At 61.9% G+C, this 16,097-nt stretch carries 16 protein-coding genes; 7 read left to right on the top strand and 9 right to left on the bottom strand.

The features are described 5' to 3' along the window. Positions 1–83 precede the first annotated feature (83 nt). From CHU95_RS21820 to CHU95_RS21830, 3 genes are read left to right on the top strand one after another with little or no spacing between them, the layout of a single operon-like run. Positions 84–1,850 carry a type I secretion system permease/ATPase gene (locus CHU95_RS21820; protein ID WP_094458515.1) on the top strand — a complete coding sequence of 589 codons (1,767 nt, stop codon included), beginning with the start codon at positions 84–86 and terminating at the stop codon, positions 1,848–1,850. Between the two features lie 38 nt (positions 1,851–1,888). Beyond that, positions 1,889–3,238: an HlyD family type I secretion periplasmic adaptor subunit gene (locus tag CHU95_RS21825; RefSeq protein WP_094458517.1), complete on the top strand. Its 1,350-nt coding sequence runs from the start codon at positions 1,889–1,891 to the stop codon at positions 3,236–3,238. 16 nt (positions 3,239–3,254) lie between these two features. Further along, positions 3,255–3,689, top strand: coding sequence for a hypothetical protein (locus tag CHU95_RS21830; protein WP_094458519.1), 435 nt, complete (start codon positions 3,255–3,257; stop codon positions 3,687–3,689). A gap of 33 nt (positions 3,690–3,722) precedes the next feature. On the opposite strand, the gene CHU95_RS21835 is transcribed toward CHU95_RS21830, so the two are convergent. From CHU95_RS21835 to CHU95_RS21845, 3 genes are all read right to left on the bottom strand, one after another. Then, entirely contained in the window at positions 3,723–4,667 is a 945-nt protein-coding gene (locus CHU95_RS21835) for a 3-keto-disaccharide hydrolase (protein ID WP_207762586.1), read from the bottom strand. Positions 4,668–4,749: 82 nt separating this feature from the next. After that, positions 4,750–5,211, bottom strand: a complete 462-nt coding sequence (locus tag CHU95_RS21840; protein WP_094458521.1) for a GNAT family N-acetyltransferase — start codon at positions 5,209–5,211, stop codon at positions 4,750–4,752. Beyond that, the gene (locus CHU95_RS21845) at positions 5,208–5,954 is read right to left on the bottom strand and encodes an NAD-dependent deacylase (protein ID WP_094458523.1); all 747 of its coding nucleotides are present in this window, start codon (positions 5,952–5,954) and stop codon (positions 5,208–5,210) included. The genes CHU95_RS21840 and CHU95_RS21845 overlap by 4 nt, the downstream gene beginning before the upstream one ends. 84 nt (positions 5,955–6,038) lie before the next feature. Here CHU95_RS21845 and CHU95_RS21850 point away from each other — a divergent pair, with 84 nt between their 5' ends. Continuing rightward, positions 6,039–6,545 (top strand): low molecular weight protein-tyrosine-phosphatase, encoded by a 507-nt coding sequence (locus CHU95_RS21850; protein WP_342744763.1) that lies wholly within the window; start codon positions 6,039–6,041, stop codon positions 6,543–6,545. Here CHU95_RS21850 and CHU95_RS21855 read toward each other — a convergent pair. Then, entirely contained in the window at positions 6,532–7,395 is an 864-nt protein-coding gene (locus CHU95_RS21855) for a LytTR family DNA-binding domain-containing protein (RefSeq protein ID WP_094458525.1), read from the bottom strand. The two genes, CHU95_RS21850 and CHU95_RS21855, sit on opposite strands and share 14 nt — an antisense overlap. A 98-nt stretch (positions 7,396–7,493) precedes the next feature. Here CHU95_RS21855 and CHU95_RS21860 point away from each other — a divergent pair, with 98 nt between their 5' ends. From CHU95_RS21860 to mutS, 3 genes are all read left to right on the top strand, one after another. Then, on the top strand, positions 7,494–8,678 hold the full coding sequence (locus CHU95_RS21860) for an acyltransferase family protein (protein WP_165772314.1): 1,185 nt from the start codon (positions 7,494–7,496) through the stop codon (positions 8,676–8,678). Positions 8,679–8,707: 29 nt separating this feature from the next. Then, on the top strand, positions 8,708–9,310 hold the full coding sequence (locus tag CHU95_RS21865; RefSeq protein ID WP_094458529.1) for a PAS domain-containing protein: 603 nt from the start codon (positions 8,708–8,710) through the stop codon (positions 9,308–9,310). Positions 9,311–9,415: 105 nt separating this feature from the next. Beyond that, entirely contained in the window at positions 9,416–12,073 is a 2,658-nt protein-coding gene (mutS, locus tag CHU95_RS21870; RefSeq protein ID WP_094458531.1) for a DNA mismatch repair protein MutS, read from the top strand. A gap of 4 nt (positions 12,074–12,077) precedes the next feature. Here the strand turns inward: mutS and CHU95_RS21875 are convergent, their stop codons facing one another. From CHU95_RS21875 to CHU95_RS21895, 5 genes are all read right to left on the bottom strand, one after another. After that, positions 12,078–12,512: a flagellar basal body-associated FliL family protein gene (locus CHU95_RS21875; protein ID WP_133065618.1), complete on the bottom strand. Its 435-nt coding sequence runs from the start codon at positions 12,510–12,512 to the stop codon at positions 12,078–12,080. Positions 12,513–12,618: 106 nt separating this feature from the next. After that, positions 12,619–13,011, bottom strand: a complete 393-nt coding sequence (locus CHU95_RS21880) for a MarR family winged helix-turn-helix transcriptional regulator (protein ID WP_245838441.1) — start codon at positions 13,009–13,011, stop codon at positions 12,619–12,621. A 161-nt stretch (positions 13,012–13,172) separates the two neighbouring features. Then, complete coding sequence (locus CHU95_RS22610; RefSeq protein WP_165772315.1) at positions 13,173–13,346, bottom strand: hypothetical protein; 174 nt, start codon at positions 13,344–13,346, stop codon at positions 13,173–13,175. A gap of 39 nt (positions 13,347–13,385) precedes the next feature. Then, complete coding sequence (locus CHU95_RS21890) at positions 13,386–13,619, bottom strand: hypothetical protein (protein ID WP_094458539.1); 234 nt, start codon at positions 13,617–13,619, stop codon at positions 13,386–13,388. A 305-nt stretch (positions 13,620–13,924) separates the two neighbouring features. Beyond that, positions 13,925–15,907 carry a calcium-binding protein gene (locus CHU95_RS21895; RefSeq protein ID WP_094458541.1) on the bottom strand — a complete coding sequence of 661 codons (1,983 nt, stop codon included), beginning with the start codon at positions 15,905–15,907 and terminating at the stop codon, positions 13,925–13,927. Between the last annotated feature and the right edge of the window lie 190 nt (positions 15,908–16,097).

Genomic DNA, 16,097 nt, shown 5'->3' on the forward strand with positions numbered 1-16,097 from the left:
TGCAGTACATGCCCGGATACAATGCCGGCGCGATTGAGCGGGTGGCCTCGTGCAGGCACCCCTTATATAAGGCAGCCAGTGCTATGAAGATTATCGGTTCCAACCGCCCCGCAGGCGCTCCCTCTCCGCTGCGGCAGGCGCTCCAGAAGTCCGCCAGGGCTTTTGGCTATGTCGGGGTTTTCAGCTTCTTCGTCAATCTGTTGATGCTGGCTTCGCCCATCTACATGCTTCAGGTTTATGATCGCGTGCTGACGGCGCGCAGCGAAGCCACGCTGCTCTATCTCAGCATCATCATTGCAGCCATGATGATGGTCATGGCCATGCTGGAAGTGATCCGATCGCGCGTGCTGGTCCGGGTCAGCGGCAAGATGGAGCAAGAGCTGGGCTCGCGCGTGTTTGACGCGATCTTTGCCCTGAACCTGCGCATGCCGGCCGCGAACCGCAGCCAGTCCCTGCGCGATCTGGATAATGTGCGCCAGTTCATTACCTCGCAGGGGCCATTCGCTTTTTTTGATGCGCCGTGGGCGCCGATCTTTATCGGCATCGTCTGTCTTATGCACCCGTTGCTGGGTGTTGTTGCCTTGGGCGGCGCCATCATCCTGTTTGCGCTGGCTTATGCGACGGAAGTGGTAACAAAGAAGCCGCTGTCGGAGGCCAATGGTCATGCCCTTCGGGCAACGGCGTTTGCCGAGGCCAGCTTGAAGAACAGCGAAGTGCTGGCGGCCATGGGCATGTTGTCGGGCATTCGTCGGCGCTGGCGATCCAGCCAGGATCGCGCCATGCTGCTGCAGGCCATCGCCAGCGACAATGCCGGCTTTATCGGTGCGCTGACCAAATTCACCCGTTTGGCGGTGCAGTCGGCCATCTTGGGCGTTGGCGCCTATCTGGCGCTGGAGAATGAGATTACGCCGGGTGTGATGATCGCCTCGTCCATCATCATGGGGCGCGGCCTGGCGCCGGTGGAACAGGCCATCGGGTCCTGGAAGATGTTTGTCAGCGCGCGGGGGGCCTATACACGCCTCAACGAATTGCTGCGGACCTTCGACACAGACAAGGAAACGATGGAACTGCCGCCGCCGCAGGGCAACCTGGCGGTGGAGCGCGTGGTTGCGGTGCCGCCCGGTGGCAATACCCCCACCATCAAGGGTGTCAGCTTCAGCCTGGTGGCTGGCGAGTCTCTGGCCCTGGTTGGTCCCAGTGCTGCGGGTAAGTCCACCTTGGCCCGGCTCTTGGTCGGTGTCTGGTCGGCGCATAGCGGGTCGGTTCGTCTGGACGGTGCCGATGTCTTTGCCTGGAACCATGAACAACTGGGCCCCCATATCGGGTACTTGCCGCAGGACGTTGAAATTTTCGATGGCACCATCAAGGAAAATATCGCCCGGTTTGGCGAGGTTGATCCGGTCAAGGTGGTGGAAGCGGCCCAGTTGGCCGGTGTGCATGAGATGATCCTGCGCCTGCCCAACGGGTATGACACGTTGATCGGTCCGGGCGGCATTGCCCTGTCCGGTGGCCAGCGTCAGCGCCTGGGTCTGGCGCGGGCCGTCTATGGCGATCCGCGTTTCCTGGTTCTGGACGAACCAAATTCCAACCTGGACAGCGAGGGTGAAGCTGCCCTTGTCCAGGGTCTGGCCAAGTTGCGGGAGCGCAAGGTCACCGTGGTCCTCATCTCTCACCGCCCCAGCATCATGAACCATGTCGACAAGATCCTGGTTCTGCGCGATGGGCTGGTGGAAATGTTCGGGCCCAAGCAGGAGGTGCTGGCGCGTCTGACGCGTCCTGTGGCGCAGCCGCAGGTACAGCAGCAGCAGCCCCCAGGCCAGATCGCCTCTCCCGCCGGTGCGGGCGCCTAACGGCACCGCTGGTCGACCATCGTTGAAAGTTTACGAAAATGATGAAGTTTCTGACCACCCAGAAGGCACTCCCGGCCATGCCGGCCGGTTCGGAAGTGCCGGCGGTTCCCACCGATGAGATGCCGGTTGTCCGTTCGGGCATGATCCTGATCGGCGTCTCTTTCGGCGCCCTATTCCTCTGGTCCGTGTTTGCCCCTATCGCCAAGGGGGTTGTGGCACCAGGCTTGGTTGCAGCCGACAGCAATCGTAAGACCATCCAGCATTTGGAAGGCGGCATCGTCTCCGAAATCCTGGTGCGCGACGGCGATACCGTGAAGGCTGGTGACACGCTGATCCGTTTGGACGGCGTGACCCCGCAGGCACAGCGCGATGTGCTCTTTGGTCAGTTTCTGACCGCCAAGGCCCAGGAAGCGCGATTCATCGCCGAGCGCGACAATAAGAAGGCCATCGCCTTTCCAGCAGAATTGCAGGGAGACGGCGACAATGGCCGTAACTCCTTTATTCGCGCCACGGAAGAGGAAGTGTTCAAGTCCCGGCGTGAAGCCCTGACCGGCCAACTCTCCATCTATGAGCAGCGCATCAAACAGTTGGAAGAGCAGAGCAAGGGGCTTGCTGCCCAGGTTGCCGCCAACACCCAGCAGATCACCCTGATCGACGGTGAGTTGGAAGGTCTGCAGCAATTGTTTGAAAAGGGCTATGCCTCCAAGACCCGGTTGTTGGAACTGCAACGCCGCCGTGCGGAATTGGAAGGGGATCGCGGTAATTACGAAGCGGAAATCGCCCGCAGCAAGGTTGCCGTGGGTGAGGCACGCTTGCAGATCCTCCAGGTGCGTAAGACGTTTGAGGAGGATGTCGCCAAGGGTCTGTCAGAGGCACAAGCCCGTGTCTTCGACCTGCAGGACCGGTTGACCAGCGCGACCGACGTCTTGCAGCGGCGGGATGTCAAGGCGCCGACTGACGGCATTATCGTTAACTCCCGTGTTCATACGGTTGGTGGTGTTGTCCGCGCCGGTGACCCGTTGATGGAACTGGTTCCCAGCAATGACGACCTGCTGATCGAGGCCATGGTATCGCCAATGGATATCGATGTGGCCCAGGTCGGCATGGAAACAGAAGTCCGTTTCTCTGCTCTGTCCACCCGCAACATCACCATTCTCACCGGGACGGTGGAAACGGTGGCGGCGGATGCCACGACCAACCAGCAGGGCGGCCGTTATTATATTGCCCGAGTCAGGGTGCCCAAAGATCAGTTGGCCCAGTTGGGCGACCAGAAGCTCGTTTCCGGCATGCCGGCGGAAGTGTTGATCAAAGCGGGTGAGCGCAGCGTTGTGGAATATCTGTTGCGCCCGTTGACCGACAGCTTCTTCAAGGCTTTCAAGGAAACCTGATGGTGGGGAGCGGAGCATGATCCCGGCCCTGGGTGGCTCCGGCCTTATTTGGCGTATCCAGGCAGCCCCGCGCGATCTGGCGCGCGGGGTTTCTGCGTGTGAGCTATCGGCAAATTGCCTGGTGGTACCGGATGCGACCTGGACCGGATTGGTGCCCGATGCGGCCTATGTCGAATGCCCGACATTCTTTCTGGAGGACAAAGCCGGCTTTGTTGCGCTGCTGGCCTTCTTTGTCATCAACTCCCTGCGTTTCCGTCTTTATGCCCGTGCCCCGGCGGGAGAGGCGGACGGGCTGCTGATGGCCTATCCACGGCTGGATGATGCCACAATGCAGATGCTGCGGCATTTCGATCCCCGGTCTGCCCAGCAGATCAATCAACTTTGGCAGCGACTGGAGGCCTTTCTGGGGCGCATTGCTCTGCCCGGGGCAGAACCGCAGGATCTGCTCTGATGTCTGGCAGTACAAACGGCCAGACATGTCCCGCTACTGAACCCGGACCCGCGGAAGCCGGTTGATGGGCGTCAGAATGATGCGGCGGAAAAAGGTCTCAGCCCCTTCCGATTGAAACTGGATGCGGCCGTGCGTCAGCGGTTGAAGCGATCCGTCAGGTTGTTGAACCGACAGATTGCGCAGTTCCATGACCGGAACCCCGTTGACCACATGGATCGACCGGTTTCCCAGGACATAGAGGTCAAGGATATTCCATTCGCCGACCGGCCGTTCGGCATCGGATGCGGCTTCGACATTCCAGGCCGGGGCCTCCACCGTGACGGCGCGCCCCCCCACCATGAAACGACGCTGCGGATCAATCAGCGTGCGGTCACGGCCGACGTTGGTCATCGGTTTCACCATGGTGCCGACAGGGACAACCATTCCGGTCGACCCCCGCATAATTTCAAACTCCACTGACGGCATCCAGGTGCCGTAAACACTGCCCGGCTGTCCGAAGGAATGGTAGAGCAGGCCGTTATTCTCCGGCAGATCCAGGCGTGGCGCATGGCGCTTCCCGCTCCAGCGGAATTCCAGCCGCAGATGGTAGTCGCCGAAATGGCCCCGATGCACGATTGACCCCCAGGTGGTCCCATCCACCCGCAAGGTCGGTTCGCCGTCCAGCGTTACCAGGGTGAACATCGGGTCCCCATTGGGCCGGGCCCCGATGGGTTGGGCGGTCCTGTTCACATAGGTGACGGAGGGGTCCGGATAGCCAAGCCAGATATCCCAGTCCGACAAATCACGCCCATTGAGTAGGTTGACCGGCGGTCCGACCGGGCTGGGGATGTCGGTAAGGATCAGGCGCTGGGGCTGATAAATCGGATCATCGGCCAGGATCCGGGTCAAGACCGGGTCCGCTTCCTTTGCGCCGACCGACAGAAAGGTGCTCGCGATCAGCACCGCTGTTGCCAGCCCAACACCCCCCAACCGCATCATCTTTCGCCCTTTGTTGATAGCGCTGTCAATTTTTGGCCCCACTATGGACCAATCAGCGGCGTGGGGGAAGGGGGGGATGCCATCACAGGGTTTTTTCCATAAAAATGCTGGCCCCGCCGCCACAGGAATAGTTACCAAAAGCGGCACAGCGCGTAAAACCCAGCCTTTGATAAAGCCTGACAGCTTCGCGCTGCGGTTCCCCCGTCTCCAGCTTCAACAGGCCAATACCCTCTGCCCGCGCCAGTTGCTCCAGCGCTGACATGATGGAACCGGCAATGCCCAAGCCGCGATGCACGGGATCGACATACATGCGCTTGATCTCCCCATACCCTGATGGATCGATGCGCAGGGCGCCGCAACCGACGGCCCGTCCATCCCGGCGTGCCAAGAGGAAACGCATATCGGGAGCTGTCAGTTGTTCAGGGTCCAGAAGATGGTTGTCCTCCGGCTGGTATAAGTGCCCCAGATACGCATCCAGGGCGGCGATCAGGGCACGTGCATCGGGTGCCGTAGGGTCTGACCGCGCGACGCTAATGGTGGTCATTGAACCTCCTTGCATAAGAAATCGACCAACGCCGGGACTGTCTGCGTGGCGGGCCCATAAAGGCCGCCATCAAACCGCCCCCCTGTTTCCGCCATATTGATTTCCAAGGTGGTGGCCCCGTTCGCCTTTGCTTCGGCCGCAAAGCCAGCGGCCGGATAGACAGTGCCGGAGGTGCCAATGGCGATGAACAGGCCTGCATCACTCAAGGCGTCACCAATCTCCGCCATGAAGAGCGGCATTTCGCCAAACCAGACGATATGGGGACGCAAGCTGCCGATGGCACCGCAGCCGGGGCAGATTGCCGACACTGCCAGATCACCCTCGAACCGGTCGACCCGGCCACAGGCGGCACAGCGTATTTTCAGTAACTCACCATGCATAGGCAGAAGTCGGGATGATCCGGCCCGAGCATGCAGATCATCGACATTCTGGGTGACCAGCAGAAAAGGCCCACGCCATTGCCGCTCCAGTTGGACGAGCGCGTGATGCGCGGCATTCGGTTGGACGGCCGGGTCCAGAACCGCGCGGCGCCGGGCATTGTAGAAACCCTGTACCTGTGCTGGGTTGCGGGCAAAGGCCTCTGGCGTGGCGACATCTTCCAAACGGACCTGCGCCCAGATGCCATCCGTATCCCGGAACGTGTGCAGACCCGATTCCCGGCTGATGCCCGCTCCTGTTAAAATGACCAGCCCTGCATCGGCCCGCAGGCCCTGTAAGAGGCGTTTTAGAGGGGCATTGATCATGCGGGAACCGGAAGTCGGTAAAAGAAGATACGGCCGCAGGGTGGCATGATGCCGGGGTCGCGGACAAGAGGGGGCGGGCCTGCTATGAACGCCGGATCGATGCAACTGACCGTCGTCGGGCTTCCCATGCGATCCATCCTGTTTGTCTGCACCGGCAATATCTGTCGTTCCCCAACGGCCGATGGGGTCTTGCGCAAAATGGCCGCCAATGCCGGTCTGGACCTGCGGGTCGACAGTGCTGGCACCCACGGTTACCATGTTGGGGATGCGCCTGACCCGCGAACCATCCGCACGGCCCGTAGCCGGGGATATGACCTGTCACACCTGCGGGCCCGCAAATTGATCATCGCCGATTTTGATCGCTTCGACCTGATCCTGGCTATGGATCGCGGACATCTGGAAATCATGCGCCGGTTGGCGCCCACCGGATCAGCGGCGCAACTGTCCCTGTTCAGCGATGGTGCCCCCCCGCCTTGGCGCGGGCGGGATGTGCCGGACCCCTATTATGGTGGCGCCGATGGGTTTGTTGAGGTGCTGGATATGGTCGAGGCCGGTGTACGCGCTTTGCTGATGCGGTTCACGAAGCCCTGAGCGCGTCCAGCGCATCCGCAAAGCGCCGGGACAGCGGGACGATCGTGCCATCCGAAAGCGACAGAGCGTAATCGCCCGACCCCTCCGGCATCATACCCCTGACATGCGCCCGGTTGATCAACCAGGAACGGTGGGTGCGCAACAGGCCCTGCGCCGACAATTCCTCCGCCACCTGGGTCAATGTGGCACGCATCAGGGGGCGTTTGCCATCCGCCAACAGGAATTCCACATAATTGCCGGCTGATCGGGCAGCCATGATGTCGGCCACGGGAACCCGCCAGAGCCGCGCGCCATCGCGAATGTCAAACAGGGCAGGGTGCTGGCCGGGTGCTGGCGTAAGCGGGACGGGGCTTGGCGGCGGCAGCGGAGCTGCCGTGCCTGCGGCGACTGTGCCTGCACGGCCATGACCGAACAGCAAAAAAACGCCGCAGATCACCAAATAGGTCACCAGGTCTTTCCGCCCCTCGTAAATCAGCACTGGGACAGACAGGTTGAACCGGTAATCAAGATCCAACACGGCTGTGACGGTGTTGCGGACCAGGGCCATACCAACCGTGTGGAGAATGCTGAACAACAGAACCGTTGGCACATGCACCAGCGCCACACGGGCCCAAGGGCGGCCCAGGGGAGCGTATGCCAAGGCCATGGCCGGCAGCCAGCACAGGCAAAGCAGTGTTGCAGCGCTGCTGAATTCCGTCAGGACAGGAAGCCACCGTGGCCAGTTGCGATCTTCCCAGGCCGACAGGATGTTGACGATATTTGACACCAGCAGCAGCGGCACCAGCCCCAGATAGGGCCGCCAGCCGCCGATGCCGCCCGTCACAGGATGCGTGCCGTTCGTCCCTGGCATGGCAGGGACGGTGCCATTTGTCCCCGTGTCCTTGGCACTATGCAGGCGCCAGGGCCAGAAGCGGTGGCCAGCACCCCCTCCTTGATCCTGAGATGACGATGACGACGACAAACCCCGTTCCATCCACTCTGTCCGCCAGCAGCCAGCGTCTCCCTTTCCTGGACTGGGTCCGGGTGGGCGCTTTCGGCCTATTGATCCTTTACCATGTCGGCATGTTCTATGTGACCTGGGATTGGCATGTGAAGAGCCAGCATGTGGGGCCGGCGCTGGAGCCGCTGATGCTGCTGTCCAATCCCTGGCGATTGTCGCTGCTGTTCTTAATCTCTGGTGTCGCCACCCGCTATATGGCCGACCGGATGGGGCCGGGCGAACTGGCCCGTTCCCGCCTGCCGCGTCTGGGCATTCCGCTACTGTTTGTCATGGCAGTACTGGTGGTGCCGCAGCCCTATTACGAGGTTGTGGAGAAAATCCAGTATGCTGAGGGGTTCCTGGCCTTCTATGGCCAATACCTGTCCTTCCATCAGGGTTTCTGCCGGGGGGATGATTGCCTGATCCTGCCCACCTGGAACCATATGTGGTTTGTGGCCTATCTGCTGCTTTACACGGTTATACTGTCGCTGATCCTGGTGGCAGGTGGTGGCCGGGCCATGATCCGGCTGGGGCAGGGGGCCTGGACGCGGCGGCCCTGGATGGTGCTGCTGGGGCCAATGCTGATCCTGGTGGGGCTGCGTCTGGCCCTGTATGACCGGTTTCCCGTCACGCACAACCTGGTTTGGGACTGGTACAACCATGCTGTCAGCTTTGGCATGTTCCTGCTGGGCTATGCGATTGCCCGCAATGCTGACCTGTTCGACCGGGTGGCGGCGATGCGTTGGTCTACCCTGGTGTGGGCGCTGCTGGCCTGGGGCGCTTATGTCTATTGCTGGTCACTCTGGACTTTTCATGATCATGACTTGCCTGTCGACGGCGATATACTGCGCCTGATCGCCCGAACCGCCTATGGCGTGCAACAATGGACCATGATCCTGGTGGTTCTGGGCTTTGCCCGCCGACATTGCAACCGGTCAACGCCGCTGCTGCGTTATCTGTCGGTCGGTGTCTTTCCCTTCTACATCATTCATCAGACCCTGATCGTGGTTGCCGGCCATAATCTCAGCCCCCTCGCCCTGCCGGTTGCAGTCGAGTCGCTGTTGATCATCATCCTGACCGTCGCAGGCTGTTTTGCCACTTATGAACTGGCGCGGCGGAGCCGGCTGTTGGGGCCCTTGCTCGGGGTGAGATAAGGCTTTCTTTACGCCTGCGGGCGTAGGGTATGCCCAGCCGGCACCCCGCCGGCGCCTGTTCGGGGTCGGATGTGACTGGTGTTGCCTGTGTGCCTGACATGGCCATAACAGGGATCGACGCGGTTGGTGACCCGCGCCTGCGAGGGCTGGTCGCCTATTGGGCGCACTGCCGCACGGCGGGTTCCCCCGCCCCGGCCCGCCATCATCTGAACCCCGCCGATATTCAGCCCCTTCTGCCCTGGATCATGTTGCTTGATGTCATGGAGGATGATTATCGCTATCGGCTGGTCGGGACGGCACTGGATGGCTTATTCGGACGGGCCTTGACAGGCACCACCCTGCGGCGGGCTTGGCCTGCCCATTTGGGGGACCATTGGCGGCACTGGATGGACCGGGCCCGCCGGGATGCCTGTCCCGCCACGACCAGGTCTGTTGTCAATACGCGTCGAGGCCGGATGCGCCTGGAGGCGGTGATCCTGCCCTTGTCCAATCAACCTGGATGCATCGACATGCTGCTCTGCGGGCTCTCCGGTTCGTCTGCTCGCCATCGGTACTCACCGCTGCTAAGACCGACCGATGAGGTTCTGGAAGATGAACTGATCAGTTTCGAGGCGTCGGCACTGACGCTTTGAGGCGCGGCATCGCCGGTGCTAGGGTGCCGCGATCCTTCAGTCAGCCCTGTGACCGATCCCGTGACCGACAGCAGCAGTAACCGTCCCGACGGCCCCGTCTCTCCCATGATGGCGCAGTATCTGGAGATCAAGCGCCAGCATCCTGGTTCCTTACTGTTCTACCGGATGGGGGACTTCTATGAGCTGTTTTTCGATGACGCGGTCCAGGCGGCGGGGGCGTTGGATATCACCCTAACCCGGCGTGGCCAGCATCAGGGGGAGGATATCCCCATGTGCGGTGTTCCGGTCCATTCCCATGAACAGTATCTCTCCCGCCTGATCCGCGCTGGATTTCGTGTGGCCATCTGTGAGCAAACAGAGGACCCGGCGGAGGCCAAAAAACGCGGCAGTAAATCAGTGGTCCGGCGTGATGTAGTGCGGGTGGTCACGCCCGGCACCATCACCGAAGATGGACTTCTGGACGCCAAGTCCAACAACTATCTGGCGGCGCTGGCCGAGGCGGGGGGCGAAGGGGGGCTGGCCTGGCTGGACCTATCCACGGGGGAACTGACCCTCTCGCCCGTGGATCGGTCCAGCCTGTCGTCCGCGCTGGCGCGCCTGTCGCCGGGGGAGTTGCTGCTACCGGAGCGGTTGAGCCAGGTGGAGGAACTGTCTGCGCTATGGGATGAGTGGCGGTCACGTCTGACCATCCAGCCCAACGCCCGGTTTGACAGCGAGAATGGCCGCAAGCGCTTGCTGGCGCTTTATCATGTTGGCACGTTGGACGCCTTCGGCAGCTTCACTCGGGCGGAAGTGGCCGCAGCGGGTGCCCTGGTCGATTATGTGGAACTGACGCAGAAGGGCCGTCTGCCCCGGTTCGATGTTCCCCGCCGCCTGGCTGCCGGGCAGGTGATGGAGATCGATCCGGCAACGCGCCGCAATCTGGAATTGACCCGTACCCTGACCGGCGAACGGCGCGGCAGCCTGTTGGCCGCCATCGATCGGACGGTGACCGGGGCGGGAGCGCGGTTGCTGGCTGGCCGGCTGTCGGCGCCGTTGACTGATCCCATGCGCATCGATCGACGGTTGGACATGGTGGCCTATTTGGCCGGTGAAAGCGCCCTGCGCCTTGATATCCGCGAGGAGTTGCGCCGGACGCCCGATGTCGAACGCGCCTTGTCCCGCCTGACGCTGGACCGGGGCAGCCCGCGCGATCTGGCCGCTGTGCGCGATGCCCTGGACCGCGCCATATCGCTGCGGGGGCGCCTTGCCTATGGCACAGGCGGTATCAGCCCGCCGCTGCCGGTTGGGCTGATGCGGGTGGTTGACGGGCTGGCCGGCGGCGACGGCGCGGACCATGAACCGTTGATCGCCCTGTTGTCGCGGGCGCTGGGCGGAGACTTGCCTTTGCTGGCACGCGATGGCGGGTTTGTCGCCGCCGGCTATTCGCCGCCGCTGGACGAATTGCGGGCGCTGCGTGATGACAGCCGACGCCATATCGCCAATTTGCAGGCACATTATGTGGAGACCACCGGCATCCCGTCGCTGAAGATCCGCCACAATAATGTCTTGGGCTATTACATCGAGGTGACCGCCATCCATGCCGACAAGCTGCTGTCGGAGAAGCATCGGGCCGATTTCATTCACCGCCAGACCATGGCCGGTGCCGTCCGCTTCACCACTGTTGCCCTGTCGGAGTTGGAGCGTAAAGTAGCCGAAGCCGGTGACCGGTCGCTGGCACTGGAGCAAGAGATTTTTGGGCAGTTGGTCAAGGCCGTCATCGGTCTGGCCGACCCCATAGCCATCACCGCCCGGGCGCTTGCGACCCTCGATGTTACCGCCGCGCTGGCCGATCTGGCGGTTGATGCTGGTTGGTGCCGGCCGGAAATGGCCGATGACCTGTCCTTTGATGTGCGCGGTGGGCGCCACCCGGTTGTTGAACAGGCGCTGGCTGAACAAGGTGGCGGGCCGTTCGTAGCGAACGACTGCGACCTGTCGCCGGGACAGCGCCTGTGGCTGCTGACCGGTCCCAACATGGCCGGTAAGTCAACCTTCCTGCGCCAGAACGCCCTGATCGCTGTGTTGGCGCAGATGGGCAGCTATGTTCCCGCCCGTGCCGCGCGCATCGGCACTGTCGACAAGCTGTTCAGCCGCGTCGGGGCGGCGGATGACCTGGCCCGCGGCCGGTCCACCTTCATGGTGGAGATGGTGGAAACCGCCACCATCCTCAACCAGGCCACCCGCCAATCCCTGGTCATCCTGGATGAGATCGGGCGCGGCACGGCCACCTTCGACGGCCTGTCTATTGCCTGGGCCTGTGTGGAACATCTGCATGAGCTGGCAAGATGCCGGGGATTGTTCGCCACACATTACCATGAACTGACGGCCCTGTCGGCCAAGCTGCCCGACCTGTCCTGTCACACGATGCGTATCAAGGAATGGAAAGGCGACGTCATCTTCCTGCACGAAGTGGCGGCGGGGGCGGCCGACCGGTCCTATGGCATCCATGTCGCGCGCTTGGCCGGCCTGCCGCATACTGTCATTTCGAGAGCGGAACAGGTTCTACAAATACTGGAGAAGGGCGACCAGGCCAGTGCCGCGAGCCGGCTTGCCGATGACTTGCCCTTGTTTGCCGCCCTGGCCCAGAAGCCCCAGAAGCGCGAGGTCATTGCGGAACCGGAACCGTCCCTGATCGAAAAGGAGTTGCGCAGCATCAATCCCGATGAACTGACACCCAGGGCAGCCCTGGACGCCTTGTATCGGCTGCGCGGTATGCTGGGTTGACCGGTCAGCCGGTCAGGAAACTAACAATCAACACATCCTCGATCACCGGTTGACCGATGATATTGTTGGCCAGGTCGCGGACATAGCGTTTCACGGCCTTCAGGTCATCCGGCCCGGCAGTCCGGGTGAGATGTTCATCCTCCGGTAACTGCTCGGTCAGCAGCCCGACAATGCGCGGCATGTAATCTCTGACCAAGGCCGACTCAATCGGCAGTTTTTCTGTCCGGCGGACAACCAGTTGCAAGACAATACGGGTAAAGGCGAAACGTTCCCGCCCCGGCAGAAGCAAGGGCGGTACATTGATAAATCGCAGTTTCGGATCGTCTAGGACGGGGTCGGCCCCACCCTCCGCCCGGGCGGACAGGGGCAGCAGCACCCCGGCTATCCCCCCGATGCCTAACCGTAGCAATGCCCGGCGGTCATATGCCACGTCTGTCATATCCATACCCTTAAGCCCTACCGCGCGACGCAGTAAAACCCAAACTGTCGGACGCAGGCAAGGTCATGCATGTGACCATGCGGTCAGGTTACCGGCGCGTTGGCCATCATGCCGTGCGGCGAAGGGTTGGACGGTTATGGGGCTGGATCAGGTCGGAGAGTTGAGCCGCCAGTTCACGGCCCTTGTCGGTCAGCGTGATGATCTTGCGCCGGCGTTCGCGCGGGTCTTCCTCCGCCTGAACCAGATCATGACCAGCCTTGCCGAAGCTGTGCCACTTCGACAAGGCGGCCACGTTGCGGGACGCGGACGATTGAGCAATGCCCAGACGCTCCGACAGGTCGCGGATCGACAACCCCTCATTCTGCGCAATGGTCAAGAATGACAGCGCATATTGAATGGGCAGGTCAGGGTCCAACGTTCGGAGCGCTTCCAGCACGCGGACCAGAGGGTCCAGCGTTTCAGGATGCCATGCGGCGGTCCCGGGATTGGTAGGCATCATGGTGACAGCCATCGTTTGTGGGTCCCCTGGCCACCGGGCGCCAACGGCCCGGCGTATAAATCACATGGAGGCGGCCAAGCCAGATCAGGGTTTCGCCATTTTCGCGCCGGACTTCGCAGCCGCGCGTATGTGGGGCGTCCCGATGGGGCCGCGCGGTCAGTTCAAAGAAGAATTTCGGGCCGCTGCCCAACGACATGAAGAAGCTCATCTCTGCCCTCAATTGTTCGGAAGATCGTTTGTTGGTTGAGAGGGATTTGTCGTGCGGTGATCACATAGCCGGACCGGCGCAGGCCATGCCCACGCTTGGTACCGGTGACGTTAAACAGATTATCCATTGAGAATTCTCCTCTTGGTTGGGGGGTGGCGGGATGGGCTCAAACCGATTTATCGCCGAAGGATGGGAAGGTTGCAAGGAACAATCTGTCCCTGTATTCAGTCAGTTCCGATATCGGATGTATTCGGAACGAAAAAGGCCGGCGATGACGCCGTGCCGTAGCCTCCAGCGCAGCCCGCAGATCGGCATCCATGTCCCGGAGGATGACATCCGGCAGGTCGGGGTAGGGAACGGTCGGGCGGACCAGACGGCCCAGAAAGTGCAGAATACGCATGTTCACGATCCTCAATGTGGATGCCCAAAAGCATCCGATATCGGATATGATCCGTCAACATGCATCAATGGCCGGGCAGGCCGCACAGATGATCATGAGCCTTCGCAGGAGCGGACCCGGAAACAACGGCCCCATGTAACAGTCAGCACCCGAAGAACAGCACATGTTTCACGGGGGGGGCTGCCCCCCTGCGGATGGTTTGTTCCGGCAGAGAATGGCGTTTGCCGTGGCGCGGTATGCAGAACCGGTTAGAGGGTTTCAGTGACCGTTGCCGCCGCATCCTCTCAGCCAATACCCTGCTCCGGTCAGATCAGGTCACCAATATCCAGCGTGCCGGTATAGCCGGTGATATCGAGGATCAGGTCGTCAACCCCCAGCGAAGCACCGGGGGTCAGGCCGCTGACGATCAGATATCGCGCCTCTCCAAAGCTGAAGATACCGGCGGTGGCGGTCTTTGACAGTGGACCGTTGGCCGCGAAAGCCAGGTTCACGGCGGCCGACAGACTGGTCCCGGTCAGTGCGGTTACCCCCTCCACCACCGCACGCAATGTGACAGGCAGGTCGATTCGGTCCACAAAGTCACCCCCCGCCCCGCCCAGGTCCAGATCCCGAATGCGGTCGATGCCAGCAGCGGTGAGGGTCCCGGCCGCCCGCGCTTCGATCGTCGTGACGAACTGGAACAGGTCGAGCCCGCTCCCCCCCGTCAGGTCATCGACACCGACACTGCCGACAATTGTGTCATTCCCGGCCCCGGCGATCAGCGTGTCATTACCATTGCCGCCATTCAAACGGTCATCACCCTCGCCGCCGATGATGCTGTTGGCCTTGGCATTGCCCGTGGCGGTGAAATGACCGGTGCCGGTGAAAACCAGATGTTCCACTTCCTGGCTCATCGCGTAGCGAGCCAGACCGGTCCGCACGGTATCGATGCCGCCATTGGCGTTTTCGGTGATCAGGTCGGTGGTGGAGTCGATGATATAGGTGTCGTCGCCCGCCCCACCGATCAGGGTGTCATTGCCGGCGCCGCCATCCAAAGTGTCGGCACCGGCCCCACCGGTCAGCCTGTTGCCGAGCGCATTACCAGAACCGCTGAAATTGCCGCTACCGGTAAATGTCAGGGCTTCCAGATTGGCCCCCAGCCTGTAGGTGGCAAGTGTGGTCCGCACCTCATCTGTGCCGGCGGCCAATCCTTCCACCACGCTGTCGCCGACATCATCGACGACATAGATATCATTGCCCATACCGCCGATCATCTGATCAACACCTGCGCCGCCATTCAGCAGGTCATTGCCCAGACCACCGTCCAGCGTGTCATTGCCAGCGGCACCATTCAGGCTGTCATTGCCATTATGGCCCATCAGGATGTTGTTGAGTGCGTTGCCGGTGCCAGTCAGGCTCGCTACGGAGACGATCACCAGATTCTCGACATGGGCGGGCAGGGTGTAGTTGACCATGGTGAAGATGCTGTCGGTGCCTGCGTCAGCCTCTTCGACCACCCGGTCATTGATCGAATCAATCTCGTAATTGTCAGACCCGGCACCACCGATCAGCACATCATTGCCGATGCCGCCGCGCAGCATGTCGGACCCCGCCCCGCCCTGCAACGTGTCATTGCCCAGGCCGCCGATCAGCAGATCGGCATGGTCGCCACCCGTCAGATTGTCATTGCCCGAACCGCCATCCAGCAACGCCCCATTGCTGCCGGCGGTGGCGGCCAGTGTGTCGTTGGCGATTGTACCGCTGCGCGTATCGAATTCGGTGCGCAGCCGGTAGACAATCAGTTCGGTCGGGGATGTTGCCAGGAAGCCTGTGGGCGTCAGGATGGTTTCGGCCACCGCGCCATTGCGCCCGGTTGTATCGATCCGGGTTACGCTCTCCCCGGTCCGGTCCCCCGCTGACACGATAAATGTAAGGGTCCGCGGGGCGGTATCGGTCGCCGGGGTCCAGTTCAGTCGCACCTGATCCCCGGCGCGGACACTGCCCATCCAGTCCGTCCCAACTGACCCGGCATAGGCCCCGGCAATCAGCCAATTGTCGCCGACGGCCCGCGGCGCTAACAGTTCATGGCGGATGGCAGACAGGACATGGCTGGCGGTCCCCGATTCGGGGATATGGAAAGACGCGTTGACGCCTTCGGCGATGTTATTCACCTCGCGCACGAAGTCGAGCGAGGCGGTTTCCCCCACGACGAGGCCCAGATTGGCCCGGGCAATGCTGACAATTTCCGTGGCGTTTAGCCGGCCCGCCTGCGCGCCCGTCCGCACCATGCTGTCCTGCCACGCTGCCATTTTACGCCTCCGTGCCGGGTGCGCTGGACCCGGCAATTTCAGGGGAGGAAACTTAACAGGAAATTACCTAAAATGCGAGAGAGTGAGCTGGTGCCCGGCTTGATGGCCCCGCCCCATAAAAAGCCCCCGCCCGGTTTCCCGGACGGGGGAGCAGGCTGTACTGCCCGACGGAACTGTGAACCCCGCTATC

Source organism: Niveispirillum lacus (assembly GCF_002251795.1).
Classification (GTDB): domain Bacteria; phylum Pseudomonadota; class Alphaproteobacteria; order Azospirillales; family Azospirillaceae; genus Niveispirillum; species Niveispirillum lacus.

Excerpts from the sequence above, each read along its gene's own strand:
- CHU95_RS22610 (WP_165772315.1), bottom strand. The coding sequence starts at position 13,346 with ATGGATAATCTGTTTAACGTCACCGGTACCAAGCGTGGGCATGGCCTG.
- CHU95_RS21880 (WP_245838441.1), bottom strand. The coding sequence starts at position 13,011 with ATGATGCCTACCAATCCCGGGACCGCCGCATGGCATCCTGAAACGCTG.
- CHU95_RS21875 (WP_133065618.1), bottom strand. The coding sequence starts at position 12,512 with ATGACAGACGTGGCATATGACCGCCGGGCATTGCTACGGTTAGGCATC.
- CHU95_RS21830 (WP_094458519.1), top strand. The coding sequence starts at position 3,255 with ATGATCCCGGCCCTGGGTGGCTCCGGCCTTATTTGGCGTATCCAGGCA.
- CHU95_RS21835 (WP_207762586.1), bottom strand. The coding sequence starts at position 4,667 with ATGATGCGGTTGGGGGGTGTTGGGCTGGCAACAGCGGTGCTGATCGCG.
- CHU95_RS21895 (WP_094458541.1), bottom strand. The coding sequence starts at position 15,907 with ATGGCAGCGTGGCAGGACAGCATGGTGCGGACGGGCGCGCAGGCGGGC.
- CHU95_RS21845 (WP_094458523.1), bottom strand. The coding sequence starts at position 5,954 with ATGATCAATGCCCCTCTAAAACGCCTCTTACAGGGCCTGCGGGCCGAT.
- mutS (WP_094458531.1), top strand. The coding sequence starts at position 9,416 with ATGATGGCGCAGTATCTGGAGATCAAGCGCCAGCATCCTGGTTCCTTA.
- CHU95_RS21840 (WP_094458521.1), bottom strand. The coding sequence starts at position 5,211 with ATGACCACCATTAGCGTCGCGCGGTCAGACCCTACGGCACCCGATGCA.
- CHU95_RS21825 (WP_094458517.1), top strand. The coding sequence starts at position 1,889 with ATGATGAAGTTTCTGACCACCCAGAAGGCACTCCCGGCCATGCCGGCC.
- CHU95_RS21820 (WP_094458515.1), top strand. The coding sequence starts at position 84 with ATGAAGATTATCGGTTCCAACCGCCCCGCAGGCGCTCCCTCTCCGCTG.
- CHU95_RS21860 (WP_165772314.1), top strand. The coding sequence starts at position 7,494 with ATGACGACGACAAACCCCGTTCCATCCACTCTGTCCGCCAGCAGCCAG.
- CHU95_RS21890 (WP_094458539.1), bottom strand. The coding sequence starts at position 13,619 with ATGCGTATTCTGCACTTTCTGGGCCGTCTGGTCCGCCCGACCGTTCCC.
- CHU95_RS21865 (WP_094458529.1), top strand. The coding sequence starts at position 8,708 with ATGCCCAGCCGGCACCCCGCCGGCGCCTGTTCGGGGTCGGATGTGACT.
- CHU95_RS21850 (WP_342744763.1), top strand. The coding sequence starts at position 6,039 with ATGAACGCCGGATCGATGCAACTGACCGTCGTCGGGCTTCCCATGCGA.
- CHU95_RS21855 (WP_094458525.1), bottom strand. The coding sequence starts at position 7,395 with ATGCCAGGGACGAACGGCACGCATCCTGTGACGGGCGGCATCGGCGGC.